The organism is Paenibacillus sp. RC21, assembly GCF_044907935.1.
Taxonomy (GTDB): Bacteria; Bacillota; Bacilli; order Paenibacillales; family Paenibacillaceae; genus Paenibacillus; species Paenibacillus terrae_A.
The window spans coordinates 173,283-198,020 of record NZ_JBIYCS010000004.1; the positions used below are offsets into that span (position 1 = coordinate 173,283).

Below are 24,738 nucleotides of genomic sequence, written 5' to 3' on the forward strand. Positions count from 1 at the left end.
ATGTATTAAACCGACGTGGCAAATGATTTTTTGAATTTCTCGATAGCTGCTTTGAGAGCCGCATCGTTATCAGGAACCAAGTCTTTTGTATCACGAATAGATTGAAGAATATCTTGATGATCAGACTCTATATAAGAAAGGAAGTCTTTCTCAAAACGTTTCACGTCTGCTACAGGAATATCATCCAGGAAGCCTTTTACCGCAGTGTACAAGCTCACAACCTGTTGCTCTACAGCCAGAGGCTGGTTAACACCCTGTTTCAAAATCTCCATCATACGCGCGCCGCGATCCAGACGAGCTTTGGTGGACTTGTCCAAATCGGAACCGAATTGGGAGAACGCTTGAAGCTCACGATATTGGGCGAGATCCAGACGCAGGGAACCTGCAACCTTTTTCATCGCTTTGATCTGAGCCGAACCACCTACACGGGATACAGAAATACCTACGTTAATCGCCGGACGTTGTCCTGCATAGAACAAGTCAGCTTCGAGGAAGATTTGTCCGTCTGTGATGGAAATAACGTTCGTTGGAATATAGGCAGATACGTCGGAAGCCTGTGTTTCAATGAATGGCAACGCAGTTAGCGATCCGCCGCCTAACTCGTCATTCAGCTTCGCTGCACGTTCCAGCAAGCGGGAATGCAGATAGAAAACGTCTCCTGGGTATGCCTCACGGCCCGGTGGACGACGCAGCAACAGGGAAAGTTCCCGGTAAGCTGACGCTTGTTTGGTCAAGTCATCGTATACAACCAATACGTGCTCGCCTTTGTACATAAAGTACTCACCCATAGCGCAGCCAGAGTAAGGTGCGATATAGAGCAATGGTGATGGGTCGGAAGCTGCCGCTGTAACGACAATCGTATATTCCAAAGCACCATGACGACGCAAGGTTTCAACGACTTGAGCTACCGTAGATTGCTTTTGGCCGATGGCAACATAAATACATTTCATGCCGCTGCCTTTTTGATTCAAAATCGCGTCAATCGCAATAGAGGTTTTACCTGTTTGACGGTCACCGATGATCAGCTCGCGTTGACCGCGACCAATCGGAACCATCGCATCAATAGCTTTAATCCCCGTTTGCATTGGCTCATGTACCGATTTACGGGCCATAACGCCTGGAGCTTGGCTTTCTACCGGACGGAATTCCGTTGTAGCAATCGGGCCTTTACCGTCAACTGGTTGTCCCAGCGGATTAACAACACGTCCGATCAATGCTTCCCCTACAGGAACCTGCATGATCTGACCTGTACGTTTCACTTGACCGCCTTCACGGATATCGGAGAATTGACCGAGAATAACAACACCGACATTGCTTTCTTCCACATTGAGCGCCAAGCCCAAAACGCCGTTTTCGAATTCAACCAATTCACCGGACATGACTTTTTCCAGTCCGTAGACGCGGGCAATACCGTCGCCGACTTCAACAACAGTGCCGACTTCAACGACCTCAATATCATTTTTATATTGTTCAATCTGACTTTTAATCAATGAACTGATTTCTTCAGGTTTGATACTCAAGTGTGTTCACCCCTATCTTCTATACTCGTCTGTTAAAGGATTTCTCAAGACGATCCAGCTTGCCGGCCAGACTACCGTCGTACAGCGTATCGCCGATAACCACTTTCAATCCGCCCAGCAGACTCGGGTCCACTATGTTTTCCACACGGATTGTTTTATGTTCACGGGCTCCGAATTGCTCGGCTACCGCTGTTTTTTCCTGCTCACTGAGCGCATAAGTGGAATACACCTTTGCATGGGCAAGTCCCAGCTTGTACTCCTGAATATCGAGGTATCCGGCGAGAAGAGATTCAAACAAATCCGCTCTGCTACGCTGGATCAACAGCTTAATCGTGTTGATCAGTGGGGCAGACAGCTTGCTCTCAAAACTGTTAGCCAGAACCTGAAGCTTGACCGCTTCCGTAATGTTAGGAGAGTTGATGAACTTACGGATTTCAGCATCCCCAGAGACAGCTTCTACAAAAGCACGCAGCTCTTGCTCGGTCTCCATAATGGTTTGCTCTTGCTCCGCCACTTCAAACAAAGCTTTCGCATACCGTTTGGCAACTACCGTATCCCGGCTCATGCTTTGCCTCCTACCTCTTTAAGGTACTGGTCGACAAGCTCTCCCTGGACTTGGTCTTCCTTGATTTCTTTTTGAATCAGCTTGGAAGCGATTTGTACCGAAGCACGGCCCACTTCGCTGCGCAGCTCGGCAACTGCCTTATTGCGCTCGCTTGTGATCTCACGAACAGCTTCGTCTTTCAGGCGGACAGCTTCGTCCTTAGCCTGAACGATAATTTGCTCCGCTTGCTTGCTACCTGTTTGTTTCGACTGCTCAATAATATCGTAGGCTTCTTTGCGTGCCTGTTGGAGAGCCTGCTTTTGCTCCTCAACATAAGCAGCAGCCTGTTCACGCGTCTGTGCCGCTTCATTCATTTGCTTCAAAACAAGCTCACGCCGCTTCTCCATAACTGAAAAGAGGGGGCCGAATGCATAACGGGTCAGCAACCAGTACAAGATCAAAAATGCAATTACAGTAAAAACGATACTTGTCCAATTAAAATGCAATTGAAGTCACTCCTTTCCGGTGAACGTCAGTCCTAGATCTTTCATATCTCAAACGAACAAAGAAGGCGCGGATGGCTGTGCCTTCCCCGCCAAACCTTGCTTCCATTCAATTAAGCTGCTGCGTAGAAAATGAATGCCAGGACGACACCGATGATTGGCAGTGCTTCGACCAGACCTACACCGATAAACATGACAGTTTGCAATGAAGCTTTTGCTTCTGGCTGACGAGCGATACCTTCAACTGTTTTACTTACGATCAGACCGTTACCAATACCTGCGCCGAGCGCACCCAAACCTACTGCGATAGCTGCTGCTATTAATGCCCAAGCTCCCATTTTAAAAATCCTCCTTAGAGATGTGTATTTGTGTTGTACATGTATTTGCAGTTAAGAGCGAAGCGCACTCCTGAACTTAACTAAAAACCGGAAACTGAAATGACCTAATGCTCTTCTTCGTGCGTATCAATTGCCTGTGAAATATACACGAACGTCAAAATGGTAAAGACGAACGCCTGAATACTGCCGACAAAGATACTGAATCCTTGCCATACAACCAGCCCCAGTACGGAGGCAATCCACCCTCCAACACCAATTGCTGTCAATTTCAGCAGCACACTAATCAAAACCTCGCCGGCAAAGATATTACCGAATAGACGCATACCATGTGTCAAAAGTTTCGAGAACTGCTCAATCAGGTTAATTGGCAAAAAGAAAGGGAATGGCTGAATGTAATGCTTGAAATAAGCTTTGGTGTTACGGAAGATTCCCAGGAAATGAACCAGCACAAAGATCATCAATGCCAGACCAATGGATACCCCTGCATCTGCGGTAGGTGATTTCCACCAGTTGACACCCACGTGGGCAGGTTCGCCCGGATGAGCCGCCTGTGCTTGCTCCAATGCTTCCTTGACTGGAACGATTTCATGCCCAAATACTTGTGCGCTTTGTACATTATCGAATTCAGTCACGATTCCGAACGGCAAACCAAGCATATTCCCGACGAAAATGAACATGATCAGCGTCATCCCCAATGATAGGAATGGCTTCCCTTTCTTCAAATCCATCGTACTGGATATAAGCCCTTGAACGAATTCTACAACCCATTCCATAAAGTTTTGCAGCTTGCCAGGATTGTCTACAGACAAATTGCGTGTTGCGGCAAAAGCCAGTCCAAACACAATAGCACAGGTTACTATAAGCATAATAATGATGGACAAGTCAATGTTGAACCCGCCCAATTGGATAATCGGTGATTCATGCAACATGTTTTCTCACCCCTTTCTCAGTTGAGCCATCATTTTTCCTGTAGCGCGAATATGATGCCTATAATTAAAAGAAGAAACTGTCCAGTTACCAGGCTTGCCATTACAGCGATCTCATGGAAATAGGCCGGAAATTCTATCGCCAGCACTACCGCCAAAATAGAGGTCGCTACACGAACTCCAAAGCCGATGCCCACCCTTTTCTTCTTGCCTTCACCGGCGGCCGCACTCGCAACCTGTCGAATTTTGTAGGCCATATACAGCACATTAAGACAGCTTACTCCCGTTCCCAGAATGATTCCGTGAGCAATGTCACGATGTTGGGGCATGAAGGCGGAGACCAGGAAACACAGAGCCATAATACAAAGCGCTACGATCCATAACATTTTTTGCATTCGGGTCATCTCACTCATGGTTATCCCTCAATACCTTTCCGATCACAAGGGCAATACTCAATGCGCCTACAACCAAGCCTGCGAGAACGCTTACGCCAATCCAAATTCCGGAACCACCAAGTTTGGTGTCTAGCCACTTTCCGGCATAAAAACCACCCAGTGTGCACACGGCCAAATCAATGCCGATAGCGCTCACCAGTCCAATTGCCTTGAAGGCATTTCCGGTGTTATTTCGGTTGTTGTTTTGCTTGGAAGGTTTGACCACTTTTCCATGTCACCCCTGCAATTCCAGTCCATTTTACTTAAATATAAGATGCTTTGTCAATTGAGATATTTTAGTGCCCTAAAGTATAAAATCAGTCGACAAAGCATCCTAAAATGCCGTACCCCTTGGTAACCGTACAGTTTAACTGTATGCTTACCCTGTAAGGATGATTATGTGGTGCGGACACCTTTTGTGAACATTGTGTGAAATTCTTCAGGACGTTCGGATTGAACACCATAATGGTGCAAAATAGCATTGACAATTCTTACCGAAGCTCGTCCATCGCCATAAGGGTTTGCTGCCTGACTCATAGACTCATATAATGCAGAATCCGTCAAAAGAGCCTTGGTCCGATTGTAGACGTTCTCTTCACTCGTACCCACCAGTTCCAGTGTGCCAGCTTCAATTCCTTCCGGTCTTTCAGTCGTATCACGCAGTACCAGTACAGGCACGCCGAATGAAGGTGCTTCCTCCTGAAGACCACCCGAATCAGTAAGTATGAGATGAGTGTGCGGATAAAAGTTGTGTAAATCCACCACATCCAGCGGATCAATCAGCTTAATACGCGGATGGTTGCCTAAAATCTCAAATGCAGGCTCCTTCACAGCCGGACTCGGATGAACTGGATACACGATAGCGATATCCTCAAACTCGTCTGCGATCCGTTTGACCGCACTAAAAATTTGGCGATGTGGTTCGCCCTGGGACTCCCGGCGGTGTGCCGTCATCAGAATCAGGCGTTTGCCTTCAGCCCATTCCAGCACCGGATGCTCGTAATCCTGGCGAACCGTATACTGAAATACGTCAGTCACGGTATTGCCTGTTACATATATTCGCGATTCAGGTTTATTTTCCTTCCGCAAATTCCCAGCAGATAAAGATGTAGGAGAAAAATGAAGATCAGACAGCACTCCTGTCAGTTGACGGTTCATTTCCTCAGGGTACGGAGAAAGCTTGTTCCACGTCCGCAAGCCCGCTTCCACATGCCCTACTTCGATCTGTTGCATAAAGGCCGCATAGCTGGCCAGGAAAGTCGTCAGCGTATCCCCGTGAACGAGCACGATATCAGGCTTTGCCTCACGTAACACAGGTTCCAATCCTTGAAGTACACGAATGGAAATTTCATTAAGCGTCTGACGATCCTTCATCACATCCAGATCATAGTCAGGGTGGATATTAAACACTTCCAGAACCTGATCGAGCATTTGGCGATGTTGAGCCGTTACGCATACTAAGGACTCGATATGCTCGGGGTGACGTTGAAGCTCCAAAATAAGAGGAGCCATCTTAATCGCTTCCGGACGCACGCCAAAAATAGTCATCACTTTGATTTTGGACATTTTCTGTTGAACCCCTTTTCAAGATAAACGTCCGGTTCCAAGACCGTTCTCCTATGAAAAACGACTTGTCCGTAACGCCCATATATTATGCCGAACCAGAGGCCCTTTACTTGGTTCCGTACAGACGGTCTCCCGCATCACCAAGACCCGGAATAATGTAGCCGTGATCATCCAGACGCTCGTCCAGTGCAGCAACATAAATATCTACATCAGGATGGGCATCCTGAACGGCCTTGACTCCCTCAGGAGCGGCAATCAAATTCATCATCTTAATTTGGGTACAGCCTCTCTTTTTCAACACATCAATAGCCGCGATCGCCGAGCCTCCCGTTGCAAGCATCGGATCAATCACGATCAATTCACGCTCAGTCACGTCTGTAGGCAACTTCGTATAGTATTCCACAGGCTGCAATGTCTCGGGATCACGGAACAGTCCCACATGCCCTACCTTTGCTGCCGGCAGCAGTTTGACAACGCCATCCAGCATCCCCAAGCCTGCACGCAAGATTGGAATGAGACCCAGCATGCGACCGGAAATAACCTTGCCTTCTGTCTCAGCAACCGGTGTCTGCACCGTAATGCTCTCCAGCGGGATATCCCGCGTAATTTCATAAGCCATCAATGTTGCTACTTCATCCACCAGTTCGCGGAAATCCTTGGTGTTGGTCCGCACATCGCGGATAAATGTAAGTTTGTGTTGGATCAAAGGGTGATCACAAACCACCAGTTTTGCCATGATATATTCCCTCCGGTATTATCGTCACGTTCTTTCGCACCAGAATATCGAACATCCTGTATGGAAAGGATCTATGTAACCTATTTGTACAAACCAAATAAGCACAGATGCAATGCGTGCCTGTAAATCCTGTTTATTATAACATTCCCTTGATTGATTTAACACCTGCCACCGCAACCTTTTGTCAAGAGGAAGATATGACAGGTAAAATGCATACTTCGCCACTTCAAGAGTGACTTTTGTCATACAAAAAGTGCATAAAAAAGGCTCTGACGGCACTTGACCGTCAGAGCCTTTTGAATTTTGGACTTCCTGCCTAACCTACAGGCTTTGTGTCCTAATACAGCATCAGTCTTTTATCTGTACTTCAAATTGTCCCATGCCTCCTGAAATTGCTGGAGCATTTCATCCTTCGTAATGACTCCCGCAATATAGGCCTGCATGCTACTACTCAGATCCTGATTCAGTCCCTTAGGGAAACGTTGAAAGTTCCAACTCCATATCTTGTCGCTGTTTTATTTTATTCCAGGCATTCGCGTAGTTCTCAAAATGGAAGGTCATCGGCCACGAAGCGAAATGAGCCAAAATGTCGCTTGTTTTTCCCATTACATTTCGACCTCCTTTTTCTTCGTCAGACACACCTGGATGCTGGTAATGATTGCAACGATGACAAAGAAAATAATGGCTTTGGCAGTACCCAATCCAAGACGGTTATTTGTAAACGCTTCATTATATATGTCCAAACGCAACAGACTCCGTCGACTTGAAGGGTCCACCCTTTGTCAGCGCCAAATTCAACTCAAATACTTTAAAGGACCAGGATATCGCCAGAAACAGGCAGAATCGCTAGAAATCAAAAAAAGGCTGTTCCCCCTCCGGCTTACGGAAGAAAAACAGCCTTATCAGTCACATCATATGTGTAGTCATGGCCCCCCCCCCAGATACCAAGGCTGACAACCTGAGGCTGAGGGGGAGCATGAACAAGCCGATTGATTAGTATTGAATACTTGGGTAGATCGGGAATTTGTCTGTCAGTTCGCCAACAGCTTGGCTGGCTTTGGACAATACCGTATCATCCTTCGGATTTTTAAGAGTTTCGGCAATGATTTTACCGATTTTGACCATAGCCTCTTCATCCATACCACGGGACGTTGCAGCAGGTGTACCAATGCGGATTCCGCTGGTAACGAACGGACTGGTCGGGTCGAAAGGAATCGCGTTTTTGTTCACTGTAATGCCCACGGAATCCAGCACATGCTCCGCTTCTTTTCCAGTGATGTTCAAGCTACGCGTGTCCAGCAGCATCAGGTGATTATCCGTACCACCGGATACAATGTTAATGCCTTCAGCCAGCAATGTCTCAGCCAGCACCTGAGCGTTGCGAACTACGTTTTGTGCATAGGTTTTGAAGGAAGGCTGGAGCGCTTCACCCAAGGCAACGGCTTTGGATGCGATCACATGCATCAACGGCCCCCCTTGAGTACCTGGGAAAATAGCTTTATCAATCGCTTGCGCCCACGCTTTGCGAGTCAAAATCAGACCTCCACGCGGACCACGCAGCGTTTTGTGTGTCGTTGTTGTTACAAATTGAGCATGCGGAACCGGGCTTGGATGAATACCCGCTGCCACAAGACCCGCGATATGTGCCATATCGACCATGAACAGAGCGCCCACATCGTTGGCAATGGAAGCGAAGGCTTCAAAATCAATGGTGCGCGGATATGCGCTCGCGCCGGCTACAATCAGACGAGGGCGATGCTTGAAGGCTGCCTTGCGCACTTCATCATAGTCGATGCGGAAGTTGTCTTCACGTACACCGTAAGCGGCAAAGTTATACAACAAGCCGGAGGCGTTAACCGGGCTTCCATGTGTAAGATGGCCGCCGTGCGCTAGGTTCATACCCAGTACGGTATCTCCAGGTTTAAGAGCTGCCAGATATACTGCCATGTTCGCTTGCGCTCCAGAGTGAGCTTGTACGTTAGCATGCTCTGCACCGAACAGTTCTTTGGCACGGTCGCGTGCAATGTCCTCAACGATATCTACATGCTCACAGCCACCGTAATAGCGTTTACCCGGATAGCCTTCAGCATATTTATTTGTCAGTACAGAGCCCATTGCTTCCATTACCGCTTCGCTGACGATATTTTCGGATGCGATCAGCTCGATATTGTGGCGTTGTCGTTTCAGTTCAAGTCCCATTGCTTCCAGCACTGCCGGGTCACTTTTACGCAAATGTTCCATCATGATTGATTACTCCCTCTCCATGGTCAATTGTCAGGTATACAGGCAAGCGCCTGCTCCTCTGTTGGGTACCTCATCATCAATACAAAAAAGATACAAACATGCTGTCCAAACCAAATTGCAAATGCTAGTCACAGCTTCCGCCGGCTTCTTGCTCCAGACTATACACCGCTCGTTGTCCTCCGATGAGCGGGGGACGAGTGAACGCCGCCGTCACACGCGCTTCGCCAATCCAGCGAAGGCCTGGACGAAACGGAACAGCAATCGGTTGCAAATGCATACCGATCAGCGTCTCACCAATGTCTATCCCCGCATGTGCTTGTACATTCGCCGTCAGACATGCATCTTCCAGCGCACGATAGGCGACGGTAGCCATAGATCCGCCTGCCGTACGAACGGGAACGGCGGCAACCTCCGTCAGTCCCAGCCGCTCCAGCACGGCTCGCTCAACGACTAGCGCACGGTTCAAATGCTCGCAGCATTGAAATGCCACGTCAAAACCATACGCCCTGCTAACGGATTCCACTCCAGCCAGCAATTGCTGCGCTACATCGAGCGCTCCCGCCGTGCCAATCCTGCTTCCAGCCACCTCACTGGTGCTTACCCCGATAACCAGCAAACGACCAGCCTTGAGACTGGCTGCTTCTGCTATTTCCTTCACGACAGAAGCGGTCTGTGCTTCAAGCGTAACCTCATGATCCAATTGTCCTGCCATTGGAACCTCCTTTGGTTGAACAGCCCCACAGAGACTGGGCACGGGCTTATGCCCCATGTTCAACACACTCTCTCCTGAATCACAATCTGACTATATTATAGCCGATGAATCGGATTTCGAGCAGGAAAAATGGAAGACCCAACTAAAAAAAGGACCCTCTCTCGGTTCGAATACTCGAAGTAACAGCACACGGAAGAATCATTGTCATTTGTCTGGACAGAAGGCCACCGGAGGCCGGACCTAGCTCATATACGAAAAAAGAGCAGTCCACAGCCAATGTGGATTTGCTCTTTTGCCCAGGCGACCGGCCGTATATCCGGTGCTCCATCGTGGTTAATCCCACTTTTGTCGCCAGTTACACCGGATTCTTGTTTTTCCACCTTATCTTAACGGATTAACCGTCGAAAATCAACAGATCCCGTACAAAATAGATGAGTGATACAAACTTTATTCGGACAATGCCTTTAGCTTGTCCACCAGCTTATGCAGCGCCGTTCGGATTTCCCCAGCCGTGACATCGTAATCTTCACGCGGACCGCCGAACGGATCAGAAATATCAAAGCCCGGAATACGTTGATGCAGTTCAATCATCCGCTCACGCTCCCGTGCCGAAAGCTCCTGCCCCAGCGAACCCATCAGTTGTTGTGAAGCGTACAGACCATCCAGCTCCTGTACATCATTCAGCACCGAATCCCGGTCCTCCACATATTCCTTGAGCGTAAACACTTTGCCCGCCGTTTGGGGAAAGCGCTGAATTACGTGCTGCTTATGCCCTTGGGTCAAGGTTAAAATCAGATGCGCCCACTCGGCAAGCCCACCGTTCAAAGGAGTTGAGGTGATTTGATCCGAGATATTGTGGTCACGTAGCACCGCCTCTGCATGTCGGGAAATGGGTGTGCCTTCCATCGCAGCTACTCCCGCCGAACGCACTTCCAACCCTAGTCCGTGCTCAGTAGCCAGCTTGCGCAGCATCCCTTCAGCCATCGGACTGCGACAGGTGTTCCCTGTGCATACGAATAAGATATGTTTCAACGTCTTCACCCCCCGTATGTTGAAATAATATATAATTAAAACATAAACATAAAGCCGAACGCCAGTAGAATGGCACCGCCCACCGCTTCTCCATAGTCTCCCAGATTGCGGCTGACCTTTCGGCCTAACAGCAGTCCCAGCATCGCCATCGCTCCCCCGCAAAAGCCAAACGCCAGAACGGTTAGTACCAAATCACTCTGGAACATGCCAAGTGACACCCCAACAGAAAAGGAGTCAACGCTCACTCCAAGCGCAAATAGCAAAAGGCCCAAGGACGAACGATGGTCCAACACCTGTACTCCGTCCCCTTTGAAGGAATTATAAACCATATGCCCGCCCAAAAGGATGAGTAATCCCCCTGCAAAGTAGGTCGTCACATGGCCCAGTAAAGAACTCATATAATGGCCTGTGAACATACCCAGCAATGGCATCAGAATGTGAAAAAAGCCAATGACCGTACTGATCCGCAGCACGTCCCGCAGGCGTATTCCTTTCATGCCGATCCCTACGCCCAACGATAACGCATCCGTCCCCAGCGCTACAGCCATGACCAGAATCGTTACAATCTGCCCGGCATGGGCAGAGGCTGCCAGCATACTCCATCCCCCCAAATATCCGTCCGCTCTTGTACACGTTATGCGGACAAGAGGCAAAACAGTACAAGCATACGGTGAACGTGCCTGTACCGGGATAAGTTGAGAGGAAACAATGCTGAAAAGTTAATCCATCTAAAGCCTCTACATCATTGGACAAATATCGGCGCCGTCCTAGAGACGGACGATCCGATGGCCCGCCGCTTTGAGCAGGCGGTTCATAACGGCGTCTCCCAGCCCTTTCGGCGGACAGGCTTCCGCCAAAATAAAGGTGACGCCTTCCTCATCGCAGCGGCGCAGCACGCCGTACAGGCGCTGCGCTGCCTCATGGAGTGCGTCCAGCTTGCCCAGCGTGTAAACGCGCTCTCCGGCATAGCCGGCGGCATGCTCGTCGAACGCGAGCACTGCTGTGCGCTCCCCCCGCGCGGACGCCTCCGCCAGCGCGGCGCGAATCCAGCCCGTCACCTCAGCGGTTGACGGGCCATGCACTACGCTCAAGCGGCCTCGCGGCGCGTAGTGCGTGTACTTCATGCCCGGCGAACGCGGTGCCGGGCTATCGGCGTCCTCGCCGGGCGAAGCGGCGACCAACGCAGGGTCCAGCTCGACGGCGCGAGCGACCGCAGCGAGCTGCTCGGCCGTCACGCCGCCGGGGCGCAGGATGGTGACGGTTCCGTCGTCACCGGCCTGCACCACCGTGGACTCCAGCCCCACACCCGTGGGGCCACCGTCCAAAATGCCGCCGATGCGGCCCTCCAGGTCCTCACGCACATGGTGTGCAAGGGTCGGACTGGGCCTGCCCGAGCGATTGGCGCTTGGCGCAGCCAGCGGACAGCCTGCTTCTGCGATCAGACGCAGCGCTACCGGATGATCCGGCATGCGCACGCCGACCGTGTCCAGCCCCGCCGTCACACGAGGCGACAGTGCTTGAGGCATCACAGGCAACACCAGCGTCAGCGGTCCCGGCCAGAACGCATCCATCAGCGCCCGCGCCGTATCATTCACTTCCGTTACCATGCCGTCCAGCTGGGCAGGGTCGGAAACATGCACGATCAGGGGATTATCGGAAGGACGCCCTTTGGCGGAGAATACCGATTCTACCGCTTCCGTGCTACGCGCATCAGCGCCCAAGCCGTACACCGTCTCGGTAGGGAACGCTACCGTCTCTCCTGCTTGCAGCAGCACAGCGGCCTCACGAATGCCTTTTTCCGCCGCAATACGGTCTTGTCTGGATAACATTTCACCAGATGATTCCCCTTCAACAACCAATTCTCTTACGTCCCACCATTTCGTATGGGAATCGGCCAACGGCGGCTTTAGCCTATGAAGCCCCTGTTCGTCCAATACCCGCTCACATATTTCCTTCTGCAAAGACTCTCTGCGCAAACCTTGTATTTGGTTCGATTTATCACTCATATTAGATCATCCCATATCTTATTGTCATACAGTCCTGGTTCAGTTAGCTCTATCCCTAAAGAACTTACTTGGGCGGCTTATCTGAACCAAATCTGTCCATGTCTCATAGCTGTAAACCCTATATCCCATTATAACATACCGGGGTGATGCACCCGTTGTTCTCTTTTCTACAACTTACGACGATTAGGCAAAAAGTCCACTCACCCATCCCCACAACCCCGTCAATGCCTCCCATAGAAAAAACCGTACTTCCGGCTCCTTGTCAGCGGCATTCGTCCGTCCGCCTCCTTGGTCCGCTTTTGCCGAGACCGTTTGAGCTGCCGCTTCCCCGCTGCCCGCATCAATGAAGCACAACGGAGGAAACAGCACGCACCACCAATTTTGCCCTTTGCCTTGTCCCAGCGTGACCCGAAGCGCTTCATAATCCCCTGCCGGATAGACAAGCCCACCGTACATCTTCGTCGGAAAAGGTACGTTTGCCAATTCTACCTGATGGTCGTACGAGATACCCCGTCGAGCCAGTTCCGCACCTACTAAACGGTCAATTTCGGGTAAATGAGCAGCAATCAGCACTCTGGCCTGATCCAAGCTTTGCGGGTTTTCCAGCTTCCCCACCCACGTATCCATCTGCTGTACGATGGTATCCCTAATTTCACGTTTTACCAGTTGATCCTCCGGACGATCCGAATTGGCCAAAATGCGCAATCGGATGGAATCATGAGGAATGACGCCCGCTCCTGTCGTTGCCATCCCTGCCACTACAGGCCCTCTTGTCCCTGTTGTCATGGCGGCATCTGTTTTTTGACCTTCCCACGACATCAATAATATTGAAATACAAAATAGTATCATTGCAGCTTGCTTGGTCCAGCTTCTCATCCCAATCCCCCCAAACTCTATCATGTCTATCAGTCTGTCCGGTTTGGGAGAGGCTAAACCTATGAATCTCGTAAAATGTTCAAGACCATTTTAAAAACACCCAATACACCCTACATCAAGCACATGGATCTGGGCCGAAGCTTCGGAGCAGTCCGCGAATACGAAAAAGCCCAGATTTCACAATCTGGACCCTTCGTATCTCACTATTTCCCCTCACCCTAAGCATCAAGTGACATCCATTTAGAAGCATAGCATTAAGCCTTCTTCTCCTTCGCCAAACTCACTCTGGATGGCTGTGGCAGATCGTCCTCCAGCTCCTGACCGTGGACCTTAATACTCATAACCAAGCCAATGCTAGCCATGTTAATAAGCAAAGACGTCCCCCCATAGCTTATAAAAGGGAGCGTAATTCCCGTCAGTGGCATGATGCCCAAAAACGCGCCGATATTTTCAAAAATCTGATACAGCAACATGGATACAATACCGACGATAAGATATGGTCCGGCACGGTCACGGCATTCCAGCGAGATCAGGATCATTCGATGAATCAAAATAAAATATAGCAACAACAGCACCGACGAGCCAACAAAGCCAAATTCCTCCGCTACGACCACAAAAATAGAATCCGCATACGTGTAAGGCACACGACCGGATTGAACCGAAGTCCCCTGCAAAAAGCCTTTGCCCATCATCCCGCCAGAGGCAATCGCCAGCTTGGCATTTTTGGTATGGTAAGATGCCTTTGCGGTCGCTTTTTCCGGTACCAGCCAAGGGTCCAGTCGCTCTACCCAGTGACTACGGCCAATCCCCTTCATAAAAGAATCGATCTCATCATGAAACGAAATATAGGCTTTGAGCCCGCCACCAACGGCAACTACAAATATGGTAAATCCGATCAGTGCATGGGATGCCTTCACATTACCAATCCATAGCATACCAAGGACGATGACGATGTATCCGAGCGCATTCCCCAAGTCATTTTGCACCATGACCATAGCAAAAGGGACAAAGCTCACCAGAGCGACTGGAAGTACATCCTGAACAAAATACAGCTTGCTCTTGCGCTTCTTAATCAGCATATAAGTCAGAAAAATGATAAGAACCAGCTTGAATACCTCAGCAGGCTGAAGGTTCAAGCCACCGATTTTCAAAAAGCCCTGAGAGTTGTTAACCGTCCCGCCAAAAAAGCCGAGAGCAAGCAGGAATATTCCGCCTCCATATACATACAGTGCTTTTTTAATAAATATTCGAAAATCGACTACCGCTATACCCAAGATCACCACAAAACCCAATATATAATACCCGATCATCTTCTGGTAGTCATTGCCGTGCTCCGCCAAGTTGGTAGGGCCTCTGCCCGCGCTATATACCGTTATGATGCTGATTGCCATCAGCAAAACCAGAATGAAGATCACCGGACCGTCAATTTTTTTCAATTTCTGAAGCATGATTTCCCCCTGAGCCGTTTCTCGGTCATACTCCTTTTATTCTAAAGGAAAGACTCGCAAAAAGAAAATGCAGCATTATTCCGCAACGCCCAGGACATGACGTTCGATTCCAGCAAGGTCTGGAACGATTAGAATCGTATTCCAATGACCTGCCTGCTCCAGCAGTCCAGCCACGTCTCTGGCCTGTCCCATGCCCAGCTCAAACCCGATCAACCGCGGCGGAGCCTGAAGCAGCCCAAGCTGCTCCAGCATCGCCCGATACGGGCCAAGTCCGTCAGGCCCGCCATCCAGCGCCATACGCGGCTCATGGTCGCGCACCTCCGGCTGCAAGCCTGCGATGTCGGCGGCCGGGATATACGGCGGATTGGACACCAGGATGTCCACCGCCTCTCCCGCGAACGGCGCCAGCAGGTCGCCTTCGCGCAGCTCCACGGCTGCGCCGTTGACAGTGGCGTTATGCGCCGCCATCTCCAGCGCTGCGGCGGAGATATCCCCCGCCACCACGCGCCAGCGGGGCCGCTCAGCCGCCAGCGTGACGGCAATCGCCCCGCTGCCCGCGCCGATATCGAGCGCCTGCGGAGCGCCGTCCGGCCACAATCGGTCGCCGTGCTGAAGAATAGCCTCGACGAGCAGCTCTGTCTCGGGCCGCGGAATCAGCACCGACGGCGAAACCGCGAACGGACGGCCATAAAACTCCTGCCGTCCGATAATATACTGCGCCGGTTCACCCGCTGCTTTGCGGGCTATGACCGCTTCCCACGCCTCTTTACCCGAGGCTGGGAACGGATCGCCCAGCGCAGCGTAGAACGCCGTGCCTTCCAGCCCGAGCACATGCTCCAGCAGCAGACGAGCGTTATGCTGCGGCTCCAGCACGCCGCAGCTTCCTAAAAAAGAAGAAGCCTCAACTAAGGCTTCTCTGATACTCATGCTCCGCTCCGGCGACATCCGATACACAAGATCGCGTTCGTGTCCCAAAACTTAAACCTCTTGTTCCATCAAATCAGCCTGCTCTGCAATCGTGAGCGCCGATACGATTTCTTCGATCTCCCCGTTCATCACCTGATCCAGCTTGTGCATGGTCAGCCCGATGCGATGATCTGTTACACGGCTTTGCGGGAAGTTGTAGGTACGAATACGCTCACTGCGATCCCCGGTACCTACTTTGCTCTTACGCTCGCCTGCATATTTGGCTTCCTCTTCCTGACGAAGCATATCCGAAATACGGGCACGCAAAACCTGGAGTGCCTTCTCCTTGTTGGAGTTTTGGGATTTACCGTCCTGACAGGTTGCCATAATGCCTGTTGGCATATGCGTTACACGCACCGCCGACTTGGTCGTATTAACGGACTGACCGCCAGCACCGCTGGAGCAGAACGTATCTACGCGGATATCCTTGTCGGAAATTTCAACATCCACTTCTTCGGCCTCAGGCATAACGGATACCGTAGATGTAGATGTATGAATACGTCCGCCGGATTCCGTCGTCGGAATCCGCTGTACGCGGTGTGCTCCGCTTTCGAATTTCATTTTGCTGTATGCACCGCGTCCGTTAATCATGAAAATAACCTCTTTGAAACCTCCGAGGTCATTCATGTTCGCGTCCATCAGCTCTACACGCCAGCCTTGGGTATCGGCATAACGAGTGTACATCCGGTACAGATCCGCCGCGAACAATGCCGCTTCGTCACCACCCGCTGCACCACGAATCTCGATAATCACATTCTTATCATCGTTCGGGTCCTTCGGCAGCAGCAAAATGCGGATTTTCTCGTCCAGCTCCCGTTTGCGGGCACTGAGCTCATCAATCTCCATTTTTACCATTTCACGCATCTCGTCGTCCAGCTTTTCGGCCTGCATAGCTTTAGCAGCGTCCAGCTCTTCAACGACAGTTTTATATTCAGTATATGCTTCATAAGCAGGCTGTAAATCAGACTGTTCTTTGGAATAATCTCTAAGTTTCTTGCTATCGTTCGCTACATCCGGATCGCAGAGCAGTTCGCTCAGTTTATCGTAGCGGTCCGCCAATGATTGCAATCGGTCCAACAAGCGATTCACCTCTTCAGTTAAATTAATATGAAGCCAGATTCAAATTCACTGGCTACAGCTCTTTATTATACCAACTAATTAATTAATTAGCTACTAAAAATACTTCTAATTCATGAATTGAATAACAACCATAATTTAATAATAAAAAGCCGCCACCCAATACAGGCAGCGACTACTTTATTTAGCACAATGTTTTATACTGCAAACCTAATGTTATACATTAAAACGGAAATGCATAACGTCTCCGTCTTGTACCACATATTCCTTACCTTCCAAACGAAGCTGACCACGTTCCTTAGCCCCGTTCATAGAACCAGCAGCAACCAAATCGTTGTAGGATACAACCTCGGCACGAATAAATCCGCGTTCAAAATCCGTATGGATTACGCCTGCAGCGCCCGGTGCCTTTGTTCCTTTGTGAATGGTCCATGCGCGTACTTCCTGCACACCCGCTGTGAAATACGTATACAGACCCAACAAGCGGTAAGCTGCTTTAATCAGACGATTCAGACCGGATTCAGCCAGTCCCAGTTCCTCCAGGAACATTGCCTTGTCTTCGCCTTCCAGCTCGGCAATTTCAGATTCTACTTTGGCGCTAATCGGCACCACTTCTGCATTTTCCGCTACAGCAAAATCACGTACCTTTTGCACATAAGGATTGCTGTCGGCTTCCGTTACACCGTCTTCGCTGACATTAGCTGCGTACAGTACAGGCTTCATCGTAAGCAAATGAAGATCACGTACAATCAACTGTTCTTCATCCGACAATTCCACGCTGCGCGCAGGCTTATCAGCATACAGTGATTCCTTGATCCGCTCCAGCACTTCAACTTCCTGGGTGTATTGCTTGTTGCCACCCTTCATGTTTTTGCGGGAACGCTCAATGCGCTTGTCTACGCTTTCGATATCCGCCAGAATCAGTTCCAGATTAATGGTCTGAATGTCACTGATCGGGTCGATTTTGCCGTCCACATGGGTGATGTTCTCATCTTCAAAACAACGTACTACATGCACAATCGCATCCACTTCACGAATATGAGCCAGAAACTTGTTACCCAAACCCTCACCCTTGCTCGCACCGCGTACAAGTCCTGCAATATCAACAAATTCAAAAGCCGTCGGTACCGTTTTGTTCGGCACAACCAGTTCAGTCAGCTTATCCAGCCGCTCATCCGGTACTTCAACGACACCCACATTAGGGTCAATCGTACAAAATGGATAGTTTGCGGATTCCGCACCCGCCTGCGTTATTGCGTTAAACAGTGTTGATTTGCCCACGTTCGGCAAGCCCACGATCCCCGCTTTTAAAGCCATAATCAGAACAACTCCCGTTTATATAAAATGTGCGTTATGCCATCCGTTAGTTTACCAACCCACATTATATATGAGAACCCGTACATGCGGCAAGCATATGGCTGTGACTTTCAGGATTTTGCTACAACCTCTACTTCTTCATTTAAATCTCTTTGCTCATCTGAATATCTGTAACCCGATAGCCGGACTTGCGATACACATGCAAAGCCCGCTCATTATGCCCAAATACATGCAAACCGATGCGAACAGCTCCCAGCCTGCGAGCTTCCTGTTCCAAAGCCCCCATCGCCATTGTACCTAACCCCCGCCCCTGATATGAATCGTAGACGAGAATATCCAGCAGAAAAGCTTCTTTTCCTTGCACGCTATCCGTAATATTGAACCAGATATAGCCCGCTTCCTCTTGGCTCTCCACATCATCAGTATCCGAATACATCAGCATGTAAAGGTGAGCATGGGGAGTGTCCAGTCTCTGTGGCAGGTATCGGGCAAAGCTTTCTGCCGCGCGTTCCGGCGCTTCTTCCACCGTCCATGTGCCTGCCTGGATTTTTTCGTCCGCGTAGTCTGCGAGCGAGCGCTGCTCAAACCGTTCATATTGCTCTGCGTTCATCGGTACCAAGGTTGTAGTGCTGCTCATGCGTTCACCTTCTTTCTCAACCGAGTCGTGTCTTTAAGTCCTTTAATCCCAGCTACTCCAATTCCGAACATGACTGTGCGCAATTCCAGCTCCACCTGCTCCAATCGCGCCTCCAACGCCTCTCTGGAAGCAACCGCCGAGCCAAGCAAGGAACGTCCGAAGCCAGCCATATCAGCGCCCAAGGCAAGTGCCTTGGCTGCATCGACACCGTCTCTCAATCCACCGCTGCCTATCAGAGCACCATTGGGCTGAGCGGCTCTGACTTCTACGATACAATCTGCAGTGGAGTTTCCCCAATCCGCAAATGCTTCCGCCGCTGCACGGCGTACAGGATCGGGATTACGGAATTTTTCCACCTGACTCCAGCTTGTACCGCCTGCGCCAGCGACATCAATAAAAGCTGCCCCCGCATCGTACAATCTCGAAGCTGTCTCACCATCTATACCCCAGCCTACTTCCTTCACGCCTACAGGCACTGAAAGCTGGCGGCACAACTCCTCAATACGTCCAAGCAATCCGCTAAAATCCAGGTTCCCTTCGGGTTGGAAAACCTCCTGCAATCCGTTCAAATGAAGTACCAGCATGTCCGCTCCGGCAATCTCCACCGCACGGCGACAGTCGTCCACACCAAATCCGTATTTCAACTGCACCGCTCCCAGATTGGCAAGGATTGGAATACTTGGTGCCAGACGGCGAACCGCAAAGGTCGGAGCCAATTCTTCTTTTTCCACCGCAGCCCGCACCGAGCCTACCCCCAGCGCCCAGCCGCGTTTCTCCGCTGTTTCTGCCAAGCGCTCATTAATCGCTCCCGTCTCGGCGCTGCCACCTGTCATGGAACTAATCAACAGTGGCGTTCGCACAGCTCGTCCCAAAAAAGTAGTGTCCAGACGTATCTCATCAAAATGCAGCTCAGGCAGCGCACAGTGTTTAAAGGCATAGCGCTCCAATCCATTCGTGATGCCTTGACCTGCCACGTCCTCTTGCAAACAAAGGCGGACATGCTCTATCTTCCGTTCACCTGTCCGTGCAGCAGGCAGCAAAGAGCCGGATCTGCCAGAACCCTCAGTTGCTTCGGGTTTATTTTCCACATTACTCATCTATGTCCCACCTCATTCAGGTCACTTCATGTATTTACACTGGTCTGAAAACACAAATAAGACCGTTCCCGAACATGGTAACCGATCTTTTATGTATTATTACAGGCAATCATTTAGATACCTTCATTGTAGCATGGATGGAAAAATATATACACAATCGCGAGCCTTTCCTTTGCTTATATAAACCGTTCAGGTGAGTTTTGTTTGTGCCTTAGTCCTCAATGTCTTCGTAATAATCATTTTTTTGCTTTTCCCAGTACCGTCTGTCTCCATCTGTAATTTCCCTTAGCACTTTACATGGATTTCCTACGGCAACCACATTATCAGGAATGTCTTTGGTAACGATAGATCCAGCCCCAATAACTACATTATTTCCAATATTCACTCCTGGAGTGATTACGGTATTTGCGCCAATCCATACACTGTTTCCAATCGTTATCGGTTTACCAAATTCCAGCAAGGTGTTGCGCACATCTGAATCTATCGGATGCCCAGCCGTATATACGCCTACCCTGGGGCCGAAAAAAACATGATCCCCTATTGTTACTTTCGCTACGTCAATAATGATGCAGTCATAATTGGCATAGAACTGATTGCCCACTGTAATGTGACAGCCATAGTCACAGCGAAATGGGGGTTCGATATATATCTCCTGACCTGTAGACTCGAACAGTTGTTTAAGTAGCTCTACCCGGTACTCCTGTTGCTCTTCCGTACTGTAATTGAACAAACGGGTAAGCATTCTCGATTTCTTGCTATCCTTTGCCAATTCTTTTCCGCCAGCCATATATAGTTTGCCTTCTAACATATTTTCTTTATTCGTTGCCATGTACACTTTCCTTCCTGTTTAAAAGGTTTTCATTTCACTCCATGAAGTTGGACAAATGCCTGATACTAAATTATAGTACAGTTTATTATCATGCTTTTAATAAGTATTGTCAAAAGCATGGAAGGATATATAAAACGACATGTCCACTTAAAGCTTTGTCTATTCTTTGCGGCTTTTAGATAAGCGGCGGTAAGGAGTTCTTTGTATGACAGCACAGCTTTCCAAAGATCCAAAGTTCGTTCGCAATATGCTATTCTTATTATTTGCTCTTCCAGGTGTGGCTTTTGCATCTTGGGTCTCCCGAACACCTACAGTCCGGGATACACTGGGTGCTTCAACTGCGGAGATGGGAGTTATTATTTTCGGAATGGCGGCAGGCTCTATACTGGGACTACTGAGTACAGGCCACATCATTGCACGTACAGGTGCGCAACTGGTTATCCTCGGCAGCTCGCTGTTGTTTTTAATAGGTTTTATAATTATAGGTGTAGGGACTGTCTTTTCATTAACGGGTATGGTATTCGTCGGACTTGCTATTTTCGGATGCGGCTACGGGTCGGCAGAAGTCGCTTTGAATGTGGAAGGGTCCGCTGTTGAAAACCGTTTAAGCAAAACCCTGCTGCCTGCTTTCCACGGATCGTTCAGCGCTGGTACACTTATAGGCGCAGCCATCGGCTCAGGAGCTGCCGCAGCCCACGTCCCTGTGCTTATACCACTCTGGCTGTTCTTATTGCCACCACATCTATTTATTTGTATCGATTCCTGCCCTCCCATACAGGTAAAGAAGCTTTGGAGCATTCTCCTCAAGCCAGATCCGTCTTATCGCAGCAGCTTGCTGTTTGGAAGGAACGACGGGTTCTGCTCATTGGTATTATCGTACTGGGTATGGCCTTTGCGGAGGGATCAGCGAATGATTGGCTGCCTTTAACCATGATAGACGGGTACGGAGTGGATTCTTTAACCGGCTCTTACATTTATGGTTTATTTGTCGCAGCGATGACGATTGGGCGTTTTACTGGCGGATTCGTATTGGATAAGTATGGAAGGGTGCCTGTTTTAAAAGGAAGTGCGCTCATGGCAGCTGTCGGCATTGTTCTTGTGATTTGGGGACCGCATTATGGGGTAGCCGCATTCGGTGTGCTGCTATGGGGTCTTGGAGCCTCGCTTGGCTTTCCCGTAGGATTATCTGCTGCGGGAGATGAACCCCAAGGGGCAGCCGCCAGAGTGGGTGCAGTGGCGACCACCGGATACATTGCCTTTTTAGTAGGCCCTCCCGCATTAGGGTTTCTGGGGGAGTCTTTCGGTCTCTTACACGCCATGATCGCGGTACTTATTGGTGTTATCATTGCCGGCCTTCTATCAAACGCTGCCAAGCCAATAGATTCCAAAGAAACTCATTTAAAGTGTCCTAATAACGATTTAACATAGCCTCATATCTTAATAAAAGACAAAAAAAGCCTTGAATATCAAGGCTTTGCTTGAGAGAAAGTCCAGGGAACTTTTCATTCCATTTTGTATATTTATAAATTGAAATATTAATAGTTTTCCCCTGCCCGTCAGTTCCCGTTCAGCTTCCTCCACATAGTACTACGCCCGATTCCGAGCCGTTTGGCCGCCTTAGACTGATTCATGTTTTCCTCCTGCAAAACCAGCAAAATGATATCCTTCATGATATCATCGAGTGTCTGGTTCATATTGATGCTGGAGATGGAGCGCTGCGGGCGCTGCGATTCTTTTTTTAAAGTCGCCGCCACCTCTGCTTTGGTAATGCAGCTTCCCATTGCATTCAGGGCCAGTTCCTCGACCACCCTTTTTAACTGCTCCAGGTTATCCTCCCAATAAAAATCCCGCATCAGCTCCACCGCCTCCGCTTCAAAATCAATCCGTGCCTTCTCCGGGGTTTCATTCATCTCATGGCGGCACAGACGGATCAAGTTCGGAATACTTTCTTTTCGGCTGCGCAGCGTGGGCAGCTGCAATTTTAGACAGCCCAGGTTGTTGGCGAACAGCCGGCATATTTCATCCGGTTCATCATCCGAGTTGCGGCAGGAATAGGAAAAGATAATTTTGTTGTGCGAATAGACGGCCCCGTCTTTAAAATACTCATGCATTTGCTTGATAAAAGAAACTGACAGTACCTCCACATTTTTAATATAAATGATGTGTCCGATCTCCATAAACGGCGAGTTGCTGTGCTCCAGTATCCACTTCCATTTTTTACTTGTCATTAGAATGCAGTCGATAATCATCAGCGGCTTTTGCCTGATGAAATGATCTTTATTCAGAAAGCAGGTTTTATAGAGCTCGTTGGCAACTATATTTTTGCCGGTGCCGACCTCGCCGATAATGATCACGGGGCTCATGCTCTGGCCGTATTTATGAATTTGGGCGATGATTTCCTCAATGGCTGCGCTTTGGTCAAACCAGATATGATCCCTGTCCCAGTCCTGCTCGTCCTCGAACCGGATGGCATAATCATTGTGCTCCCCACCGGGTCCAAGCTTCTCGAAGAGGAACAGATTCATGCTGATCCCCTGAATATTCATCCGTATTCCTTTGATTTCCCAGATGCTTCTGCTTATTTTTTTTCTGAACTGCACGTCTTGCCTGTGCCGCAGCAAGGGCAACCTGCTGCGCAACTCCGCATCCGCTTCAGCGCGGATATTGTCCTGCAAGGTGGAATGGAATACACTTCCGTCATCCCCGTACACCACAACCAGACTGTGTTTTGTGGAGGCATTCGCATTTAGATGCTTCTTTCTCACATGTTGTCCTCCTTTTTCGATCATTTTTGCAATTGTTTCAAATTGAATCATTTCACCTTTTAAATCGCATTGAACATATAGGAATACTAATATAAAGTATACAATCATACAACCAAGCATTTTGAAAAATGCTGAACCTACAAAATTTGATCTGTTATGGAGGTAACCCGATGTCAAATCCATCCTTTTCACTACACGGAATCGTCACCACTGTGCTCACCCCGTTCACCGCTGATTTGAAAATTGATTATCCCTCATTGCAAAAGCAAATCCAGGCTGCGCTCGATGCCGGTTCGTCCGGTTTCCTGGTTCCCTGTCTTGCCAGTGAAATCGCGCATTTGACGCTGGACGAGCGGCGCGAAATCGTGAAAGCCACCGCCGAGGTCAGCAAAGGCAAAGCCTTGATCATCGCCAGCATCAATGCGCCGACAGGCAAAGAGCGACTTGGACTGCTGGACGACTTCCTGAAATATGGAGCAGATGGCGCCAATATCATGCTGGATTACACGACGGACAGCCAATATTGGCAGGATATTCAGGAGATTGACAAGGCGCGGCCCCCTTTCCTGATCCTCCAGGATGTGGACGGCCAAGGCGACGGATTAAAGGATGAGCTGCTGCTCCGTTGCTTTCATGAATTTGCCAGCGTGGTCGGGGTGAAGGTGGAGGTGAAGAACAACAATCCGAAATACTCCAGGCTACTGCAGGCAACGGACGGGGCGATCAATATTTCCAGCGGAAAAGGGAACGAGCAGCTCATCGAGCTGCTGGACAGGGGCGTGCAGGTCGTGATGCCGTCGGGGTTGTTTGAAATTTTCAACGGAATCTATCAACGTTATGCGGCAGGCAACCGGGAAAGCGCCAAGCGGTTATTTTATGCGGCACTTCCGATTATTGCCTACACGCGCCAGGACGGCACGATCAACCGCGCTTTTCACAAACGGTATTTGCAGGCCACCGGCGTGTTCACAACCCATCTTACCCGCGAAACCGCTTATTACGATGCCGTCAACGAAGCCTACAACCGGGAATTGCTTCAACTGGCCTTAACTATCAAAGAAAATATCGATCAATATTGATAAGCCTCACCGCTTCAAATTGTTTCAAAACGAAACACTTTTTCCAAGCAAAAGCTTTGACTGAAAAAAGTGATCTGGCTAAAATA

At 49.5% G+C, this 24,738-nt stretch carries 25 protein-coding genes, 2 pseudogenes and 1 riboswitch; of the genes and pseudogenes, 2 read left to right on the forward strand and 25 right to left on the reverse strand.

Annotated features, from left to right (window positions below):
• Positions 1-5 precede the first annotated feature (5 nt).
• The 24 genes and pseudogenes from atpA to ABIA61_RS14420 form a co-directional block, all read right to left on the reverse strand.
• Entirely contained in the window at positions 6-1,520 is a 1,515-nt protein-coding gene (atpA, locus tag ABIA61_RS14305; protein ID WP_283653578.1) for a F0F1 ATP synthase subunit alpha, read from the reverse strand.
• Between the two features lie 19 nt (positions 1,521-1,539).
• Complete coding sequence (locus ABIA61_RS14310) at positions 1,540-2,085, reverse strand: F0F1 ATP synthase subunit delta (RefSeq protein WP_044646223.1); 546 nt, start codon at positions 2,083-2,085, stop codon at positions 1,540-1,542.
• A complete protein-coding gene (gene atpF / locus ABIA61_RS14315; RefSeq protein WP_283653579.1) occupies positions 2,082-2,570 on the reverse strand; it encodes a F0F1 ATP synthase subunit B in 489 nt (162 codons plus the stop codon). Before atpF ends, ABIA61_RS14310 begins: the two co-directional genes overlap by 4 nt.
• 110 nt (positions 2,571-2,680) lie before the next feature.
• Positions 2,681-2,905 (reverse strand): F0F1 ATP synthase subunit C, encoded by a 225-nt coding sequence (gene atpE / locus ABIA61_RS14320; RefSeq protein ID WP_014278475.1) that lies wholly within the window; start codon positions 2,903-2,905, stop codon positions 2,681-2,683.
• Positions 2,906-3,009: 104 nt separating this feature from the next.
• Positions 3,010-3,834 (reverse strand): F0F1 ATP synthase subunit A, encoded by an 825-nt coding sequence (gene atpB / locus ABIA61_RS14325; protein ID WP_283653580.1) that lies wholly within the window; start codon positions 3,832-3,834, stop codon positions 3,010-3,012.
• A 29-nt stretch (positions 3,835-3,863) separates the two neighbouring features.
• Entirely contained in the window at positions 3,864-4,244 is a 381-nt protein-coding gene (locus ABIA61_RS14330) for an ATP synthase subunit I (protein WP_044646220.1), read from the reverse strand.
• Positions 4,237-4,491 (reverse strand): AtpZ/AtpI family protein, encoded by a 255-nt coding sequence (locus tag ABIA61_RS14335; protein WP_283653581.1) that lies wholly within the window; start codon positions 4,489-4,491, stop codon positions 4,237-4,239. Before ABIA61_RS14335 ends, ABIA61_RS14330 begins: the two co-directional genes overlap by 8 nt.
• A gap of 170 nt (positions 4,492-4,661) precedes the next feature.
• Positions 4,662-5,831, reverse strand: coding sequence for a non-hydrolyzing UDP-N-acetylglucosamine 2-epimerase (wecB, locus tag ABIA61_RS14340; protein WP_283653582.1), 1,170 nt, complete (start codon positions 5,829-5,831; stop codon positions 4,662-4,664).
• A gap of 106 nt (positions 5,832-5,937) precedes the next feature.
• Positions 5,938-6,567: a uracil phosphoribosyltransferase gene (upp, locus tag ABIA61_RS14345; protein WP_013312332.1), complete on the reverse strand. Its 630-nt coding sequence runs from the start codon at positions 6,565-6,567 to the stop codon at positions 5,938-5,940.
• Positions 6,568-7,038: 471 nt separating this feature from the next.
• Positions 7,039-7,173 (reverse strand): hypothetical protein, encoded by a 135-nt coding sequence (locus ABIA61_RS14350; RefSeq protein ID WP_404519424.1) that lies wholly within the window; start codon positions 7,171-7,173, stop codon positions 7,039-7,041.
• A pseudogene (locus ABIA61_RS14355) lies at positions 7,173-7,407 on the reverse strand (sugar ABC transporter permease); the annotation flags it as partial. The gene ABIA61_RS14350 and the pseudogene ABIA61_RS14355, both read right to left, overlap by 1 nt.
• A 153-nt stretch (positions 7,408-7,560) precedes the next feature.
• Positions 7,561-8,811 carry a serine hydroxymethyltransferase gene (locus ABIA61_RS14360; RefSeq protein WP_044646218.1) on the reverse strand — a complete coding sequence of 417 codons (1,251 nt, stop codon included), beginning with the start codon at positions 8,809-8,811 and terminating at the stop codon, positions 7,561-7,563.
• Between the two features lie 124 nt (positions 8,812-8,935).
• A complete protein-coding gene (locus tag ABIA61_RS14365; protein WP_404519423.1) occupies positions 8,936-9,523 on the reverse strand; it encodes a TIGR01440 family protein in 588 nt (195 codons plus the stop codon).
• Positions 9,524-9,810: 287 nt separating this feature from the next.
• Positions 9,811-9,892: riboswitch (ZMP/ZTP riboswitch) on the reverse strand.
• Positions 9,893-9,970: 78 nt separating this feature from the next.
• Complete coding sequence (locus ABIA61_RS14370) at positions 9,971-10,555, reverse strand: low molecular weight protein arginine phosphatase (RefSeq protein WP_283653585.1); 585 nt, start codon at positions 10,553-10,555, stop codon at positions 9,971-9,973.
• A gap of 35 nt (positions 10,556-10,590) precedes the next feature.
• Positions 10,591-11,151, reverse strand: a complete 561-nt coding sequence (locus ABIA61_RS14375) for a manganese efflux pump MntP (protein ID WP_283653586.1) — start codon at positions 11,149-11,151, stop codon at positions 10,591-10,593.
• Between the two features lie 171 nt (positions 11,152-11,322).
• Entirely contained in the window at positions 11,323-12,561 is a 1,239-nt protein-coding gene (locus ABIA61_RS14380; protein WP_404580908.1) for an L-threonylcarbamoyladenylate synthase, read from the reverse strand.
• A gap of 183 nt (positions 12,562-12,744) precedes the next feature.
• Positions 12,745-13,437, reverse strand: a complete 693-nt coding sequence (gene spoIIR, locus ABIA61_RS14385) for a stage II sporulation protein R (protein ID WP_404519421.1) — start codon at positions 13,435-13,437, stop codon at positions 12,745-12,747.
• 254 nt (positions 13,438-13,691) lie between these two features.
• Positions 13,692-14,885 carry an FtsW/RodA/SpoVE family cell cycle protein gene (locus ABIA61_RS14390; RefSeq protein ID WP_283653589.1) on the reverse strand — a complete coding sequence of 398 codons (1,194 nt, stop codon included), beginning with the start codon at positions 14,883-14,885 and terminating at the stop codon, positions 13,692-13,694.
• 75 nt (positions 14,886-14,960) lie between these two features.
• Positions 14,961-15,860 (reverse strand): peptide chain release factor N(5)-glutamine methyltransferase, encoded by a 900-nt coding sequence (gene prmC, locus ABIA61_RS14395; RefSeq protein ID WP_283653590.1) that lies wholly within the window; start codon positions 15,858-15,860, stop codon positions 14,961-14,963.
• Between the two features lie 3 nt (positions 15,861-15,863).
• Positions 15,864-16,931: a peptide chain release factor 1 gene (prfA, locus tag ABIA61_RS14400; RefSeq protein WP_025683383.1), complete on the reverse strand. Its 1,068-nt coding sequence runs from the start codon at positions 16,929-16,931 to the stop codon at positions 15,864-15,866.
• A gap of 213 nt (positions 16,932-17,144) precedes the next feature.
• The gene (ychF, locus tag ABIA61_RS14405; protein WP_014278491.1) at positions 17,145-18,245 is read right to left on the reverse strand and encodes a redox-regulated ATPase YchF; all 1,101 of its coding nucleotides are present in this window, start codon (positions 18,243-18,245) and stop codon (positions 17,145-17,147) included.
• Positions 18,246-18,387: 142 nt separating this feature from the next.
• Positions 18,388-18,882, reverse strand: coding sequence for a GNAT family N-acetyltransferase (locus ABIA61_RS14410; RefSeq protein WP_283657396.1), 495 nt, complete (start codon positions 18,880-18,882; stop codon positions 18,388-18,390).
• Positions 18,879-19,979 carry a type 2 isopentenyl-diphosphate Delta-isomerase gene (gene fni, locus ABIA61_RS14415; RefSeq protein ID WP_404519419.1) on the reverse strand — a complete coding sequence of 367 codons (1,101 nt, stop codon included), beginning with the start codon at positions 19,977-19,979 and terminating at the stop codon, positions 18,879-18,881. The genes ABIA61_RS14410 and fni overlap by 4 nt, the downstream gene beginning before the upstream one ends.
• A gap of 211 nt (positions 19,980-20,190) precedes the next feature.
• On the reverse strand, positions 20,191-20,808 hold the full coding sequence (locus ABIA61_RS14420; RefSeq protein ID WP_283653593.1) for a sugar O-acetyltransferase: 618 nt from the start codon (positions 20,806-20,808) through the stop codon (positions 20,191-20,193).
• 205 nt (positions 20,809-21,013) lie between these two features.
• Here ABIA61_RS14420 and ABIA61_RS14425 point away from each other — a divergent pair.
• Positions 21,014-22,236: pseudogene (locus tag ABIA61_RS14425) on the forward strand (MFS transporter).
• A 128-nt stretch (positions 22,237-22,364) separates the two neighbouring features.
• Here ABIA61_RS14425 and ABIA61_RS14430 read toward each other — a convergent pair.
• A complete protein-coding gene (locus tag ABIA61_RS14430; RefSeq protein WP_404519418.1) occupies positions 22,365-23,573 on the reverse strand; it encodes a helix-turn-helix domain-containing protein in 1,209 nt (402 codons plus the stop codon).
• Positions 23,574-23,743: 170 nt separating this feature from the next.
• Here ABIA61_RS14430 and ABIA61_RS14435 point away from each other — a divergent pair, with 170 nt between their 5' ends.
• Positions 23,744-24,652, forward strand: coding sequence for a dihydrodipicolinate synthase family protein (locus ABIA61_RS14435; RefSeq protein WP_283653596.1), 909 nt, complete (start codon positions 23,744-23,746; stop codon positions 24,650-24,652).
• Positions 24,653-24,738: the final 86 nt, after the last annotated feature.

Coding starts and splice junctions, on each gene's coding strand:
- wecB (WP_283653582.1), bottom strand. CDS start 5,831: ATGTCCAAAATCAAAGTGATGACTATTTTTGGCGTGCGTCCGGAAGCG.
- spoIIR (WP_404519421.1), bottom strand. CDS start 13,437: ATGAGAAGCTGGACCAAGCAAGCTGCAATGATACTATTTTGTATTTCA.
- ABIA61_RS14390 (WP_283653589.1), bottom strand. CDS start 14,885: ATGCTTCAGAAATTGAAAAAAATTGACGGTCCGGTGATCTTCATTCTG.
- ABIA61_RS14410 (WP_283657396.1), bottom strand. CDS start 18,882: ATGAGCAGCACTACAACCTTGGTACCGATGAACGCAGAGCAATATGAA.
- atpB (WP_283653580.1), bottom strand. CDS start 3,834: ATGTTGCATGAATCACCGATTATCCAATTGGGCGGGTTCAACATTGAC.
- ABIA61_RS14330 (WP_044646220.1), bottom strand. CDS start 4,244: ATGAGTGAGATGACCCGAATGCAAAAAATGTTATGGATCGTAGCGCTT.
- ABIA61_RS14365 (WP_404519423.1), bottom strand. CDS start 9,523: ATGGCAGGACAATTGGATCATGAGGTTACGCTTGAAGCACAGACCGCT.
- ABIA61_RS14380 (WP_404580908.1), bottom strand. CDS start 12,561: ATGAGTGATAAATCGAACCAAATACAAGGTTTGCGCAGAGAGTCTTTG.
- ABIA61_RS14310 (WP_044646223.1), bottom strand. CDS start 2,085: ATGAGCCGGGATACGGTAGTTGCCAAACGGTATGCGAAAGCTTTGTTT.
- ABIA61_RS14420 (WP_283653593.1), bottom strand. CDS start 20,808: ATGGCAACGAATAAAGAAAATATGTTAGAAGGCAAACTATATATGGCT.
- fni (WP_404519419.1), bottom strand. CDS start 19,979: ATGAGTAATGTGGAAAATAAACCCGAAGCAACTGAGGGTTCTGGCAGA.
- ABIA61_RS14435 (WP_283653596.1), top strand. CDS start 23,744: ATGTCAAATCCATCCTTTTCACTACACGGAATCGTCACCACTGTGCTC.
- ABIA61_RS14360 (WP_044646218.1), bottom strand. CDS start 8,811: ATGATGGAACATTTGCGTAAAAGTGACCCGGCAGTGCTGGAAGCAATG.
- ABIA61_RS14350 (WP_404519424.1), bottom strand. CDS start 7,173: ATGGGAAAAACAAGCGACATTTTGGCTCATTTCGCTTCGTGGCCGATG.
- ABIA61_RS14375 (WP_283653586.1), bottom strand. CDS start 11,151: ATGCTGGCAGCCTCTGCCCATGCCGGGCAGATTGTAACGATTCTGGTC.
- ychF (WP_014278491.1), bottom strand. CDS start 18,245: ATGGCTTTAAAAGCGGGGATCGTGGGCTTGCCGAACGTGGGCAAATCA.
- atpE (WP_014278475.1), bottom strand. CDS start 2,905: ATGGGAGCTTGGGCATTAATAGCAGCAGCTATCGCAGTAGGTTTGGGT.
- upp (WP_013312332.1), bottom strand. CDS start 6,567: ATGGCAAAACTGGTGGTTTGTGATCACCCTTTGATCCAACACAAACTT.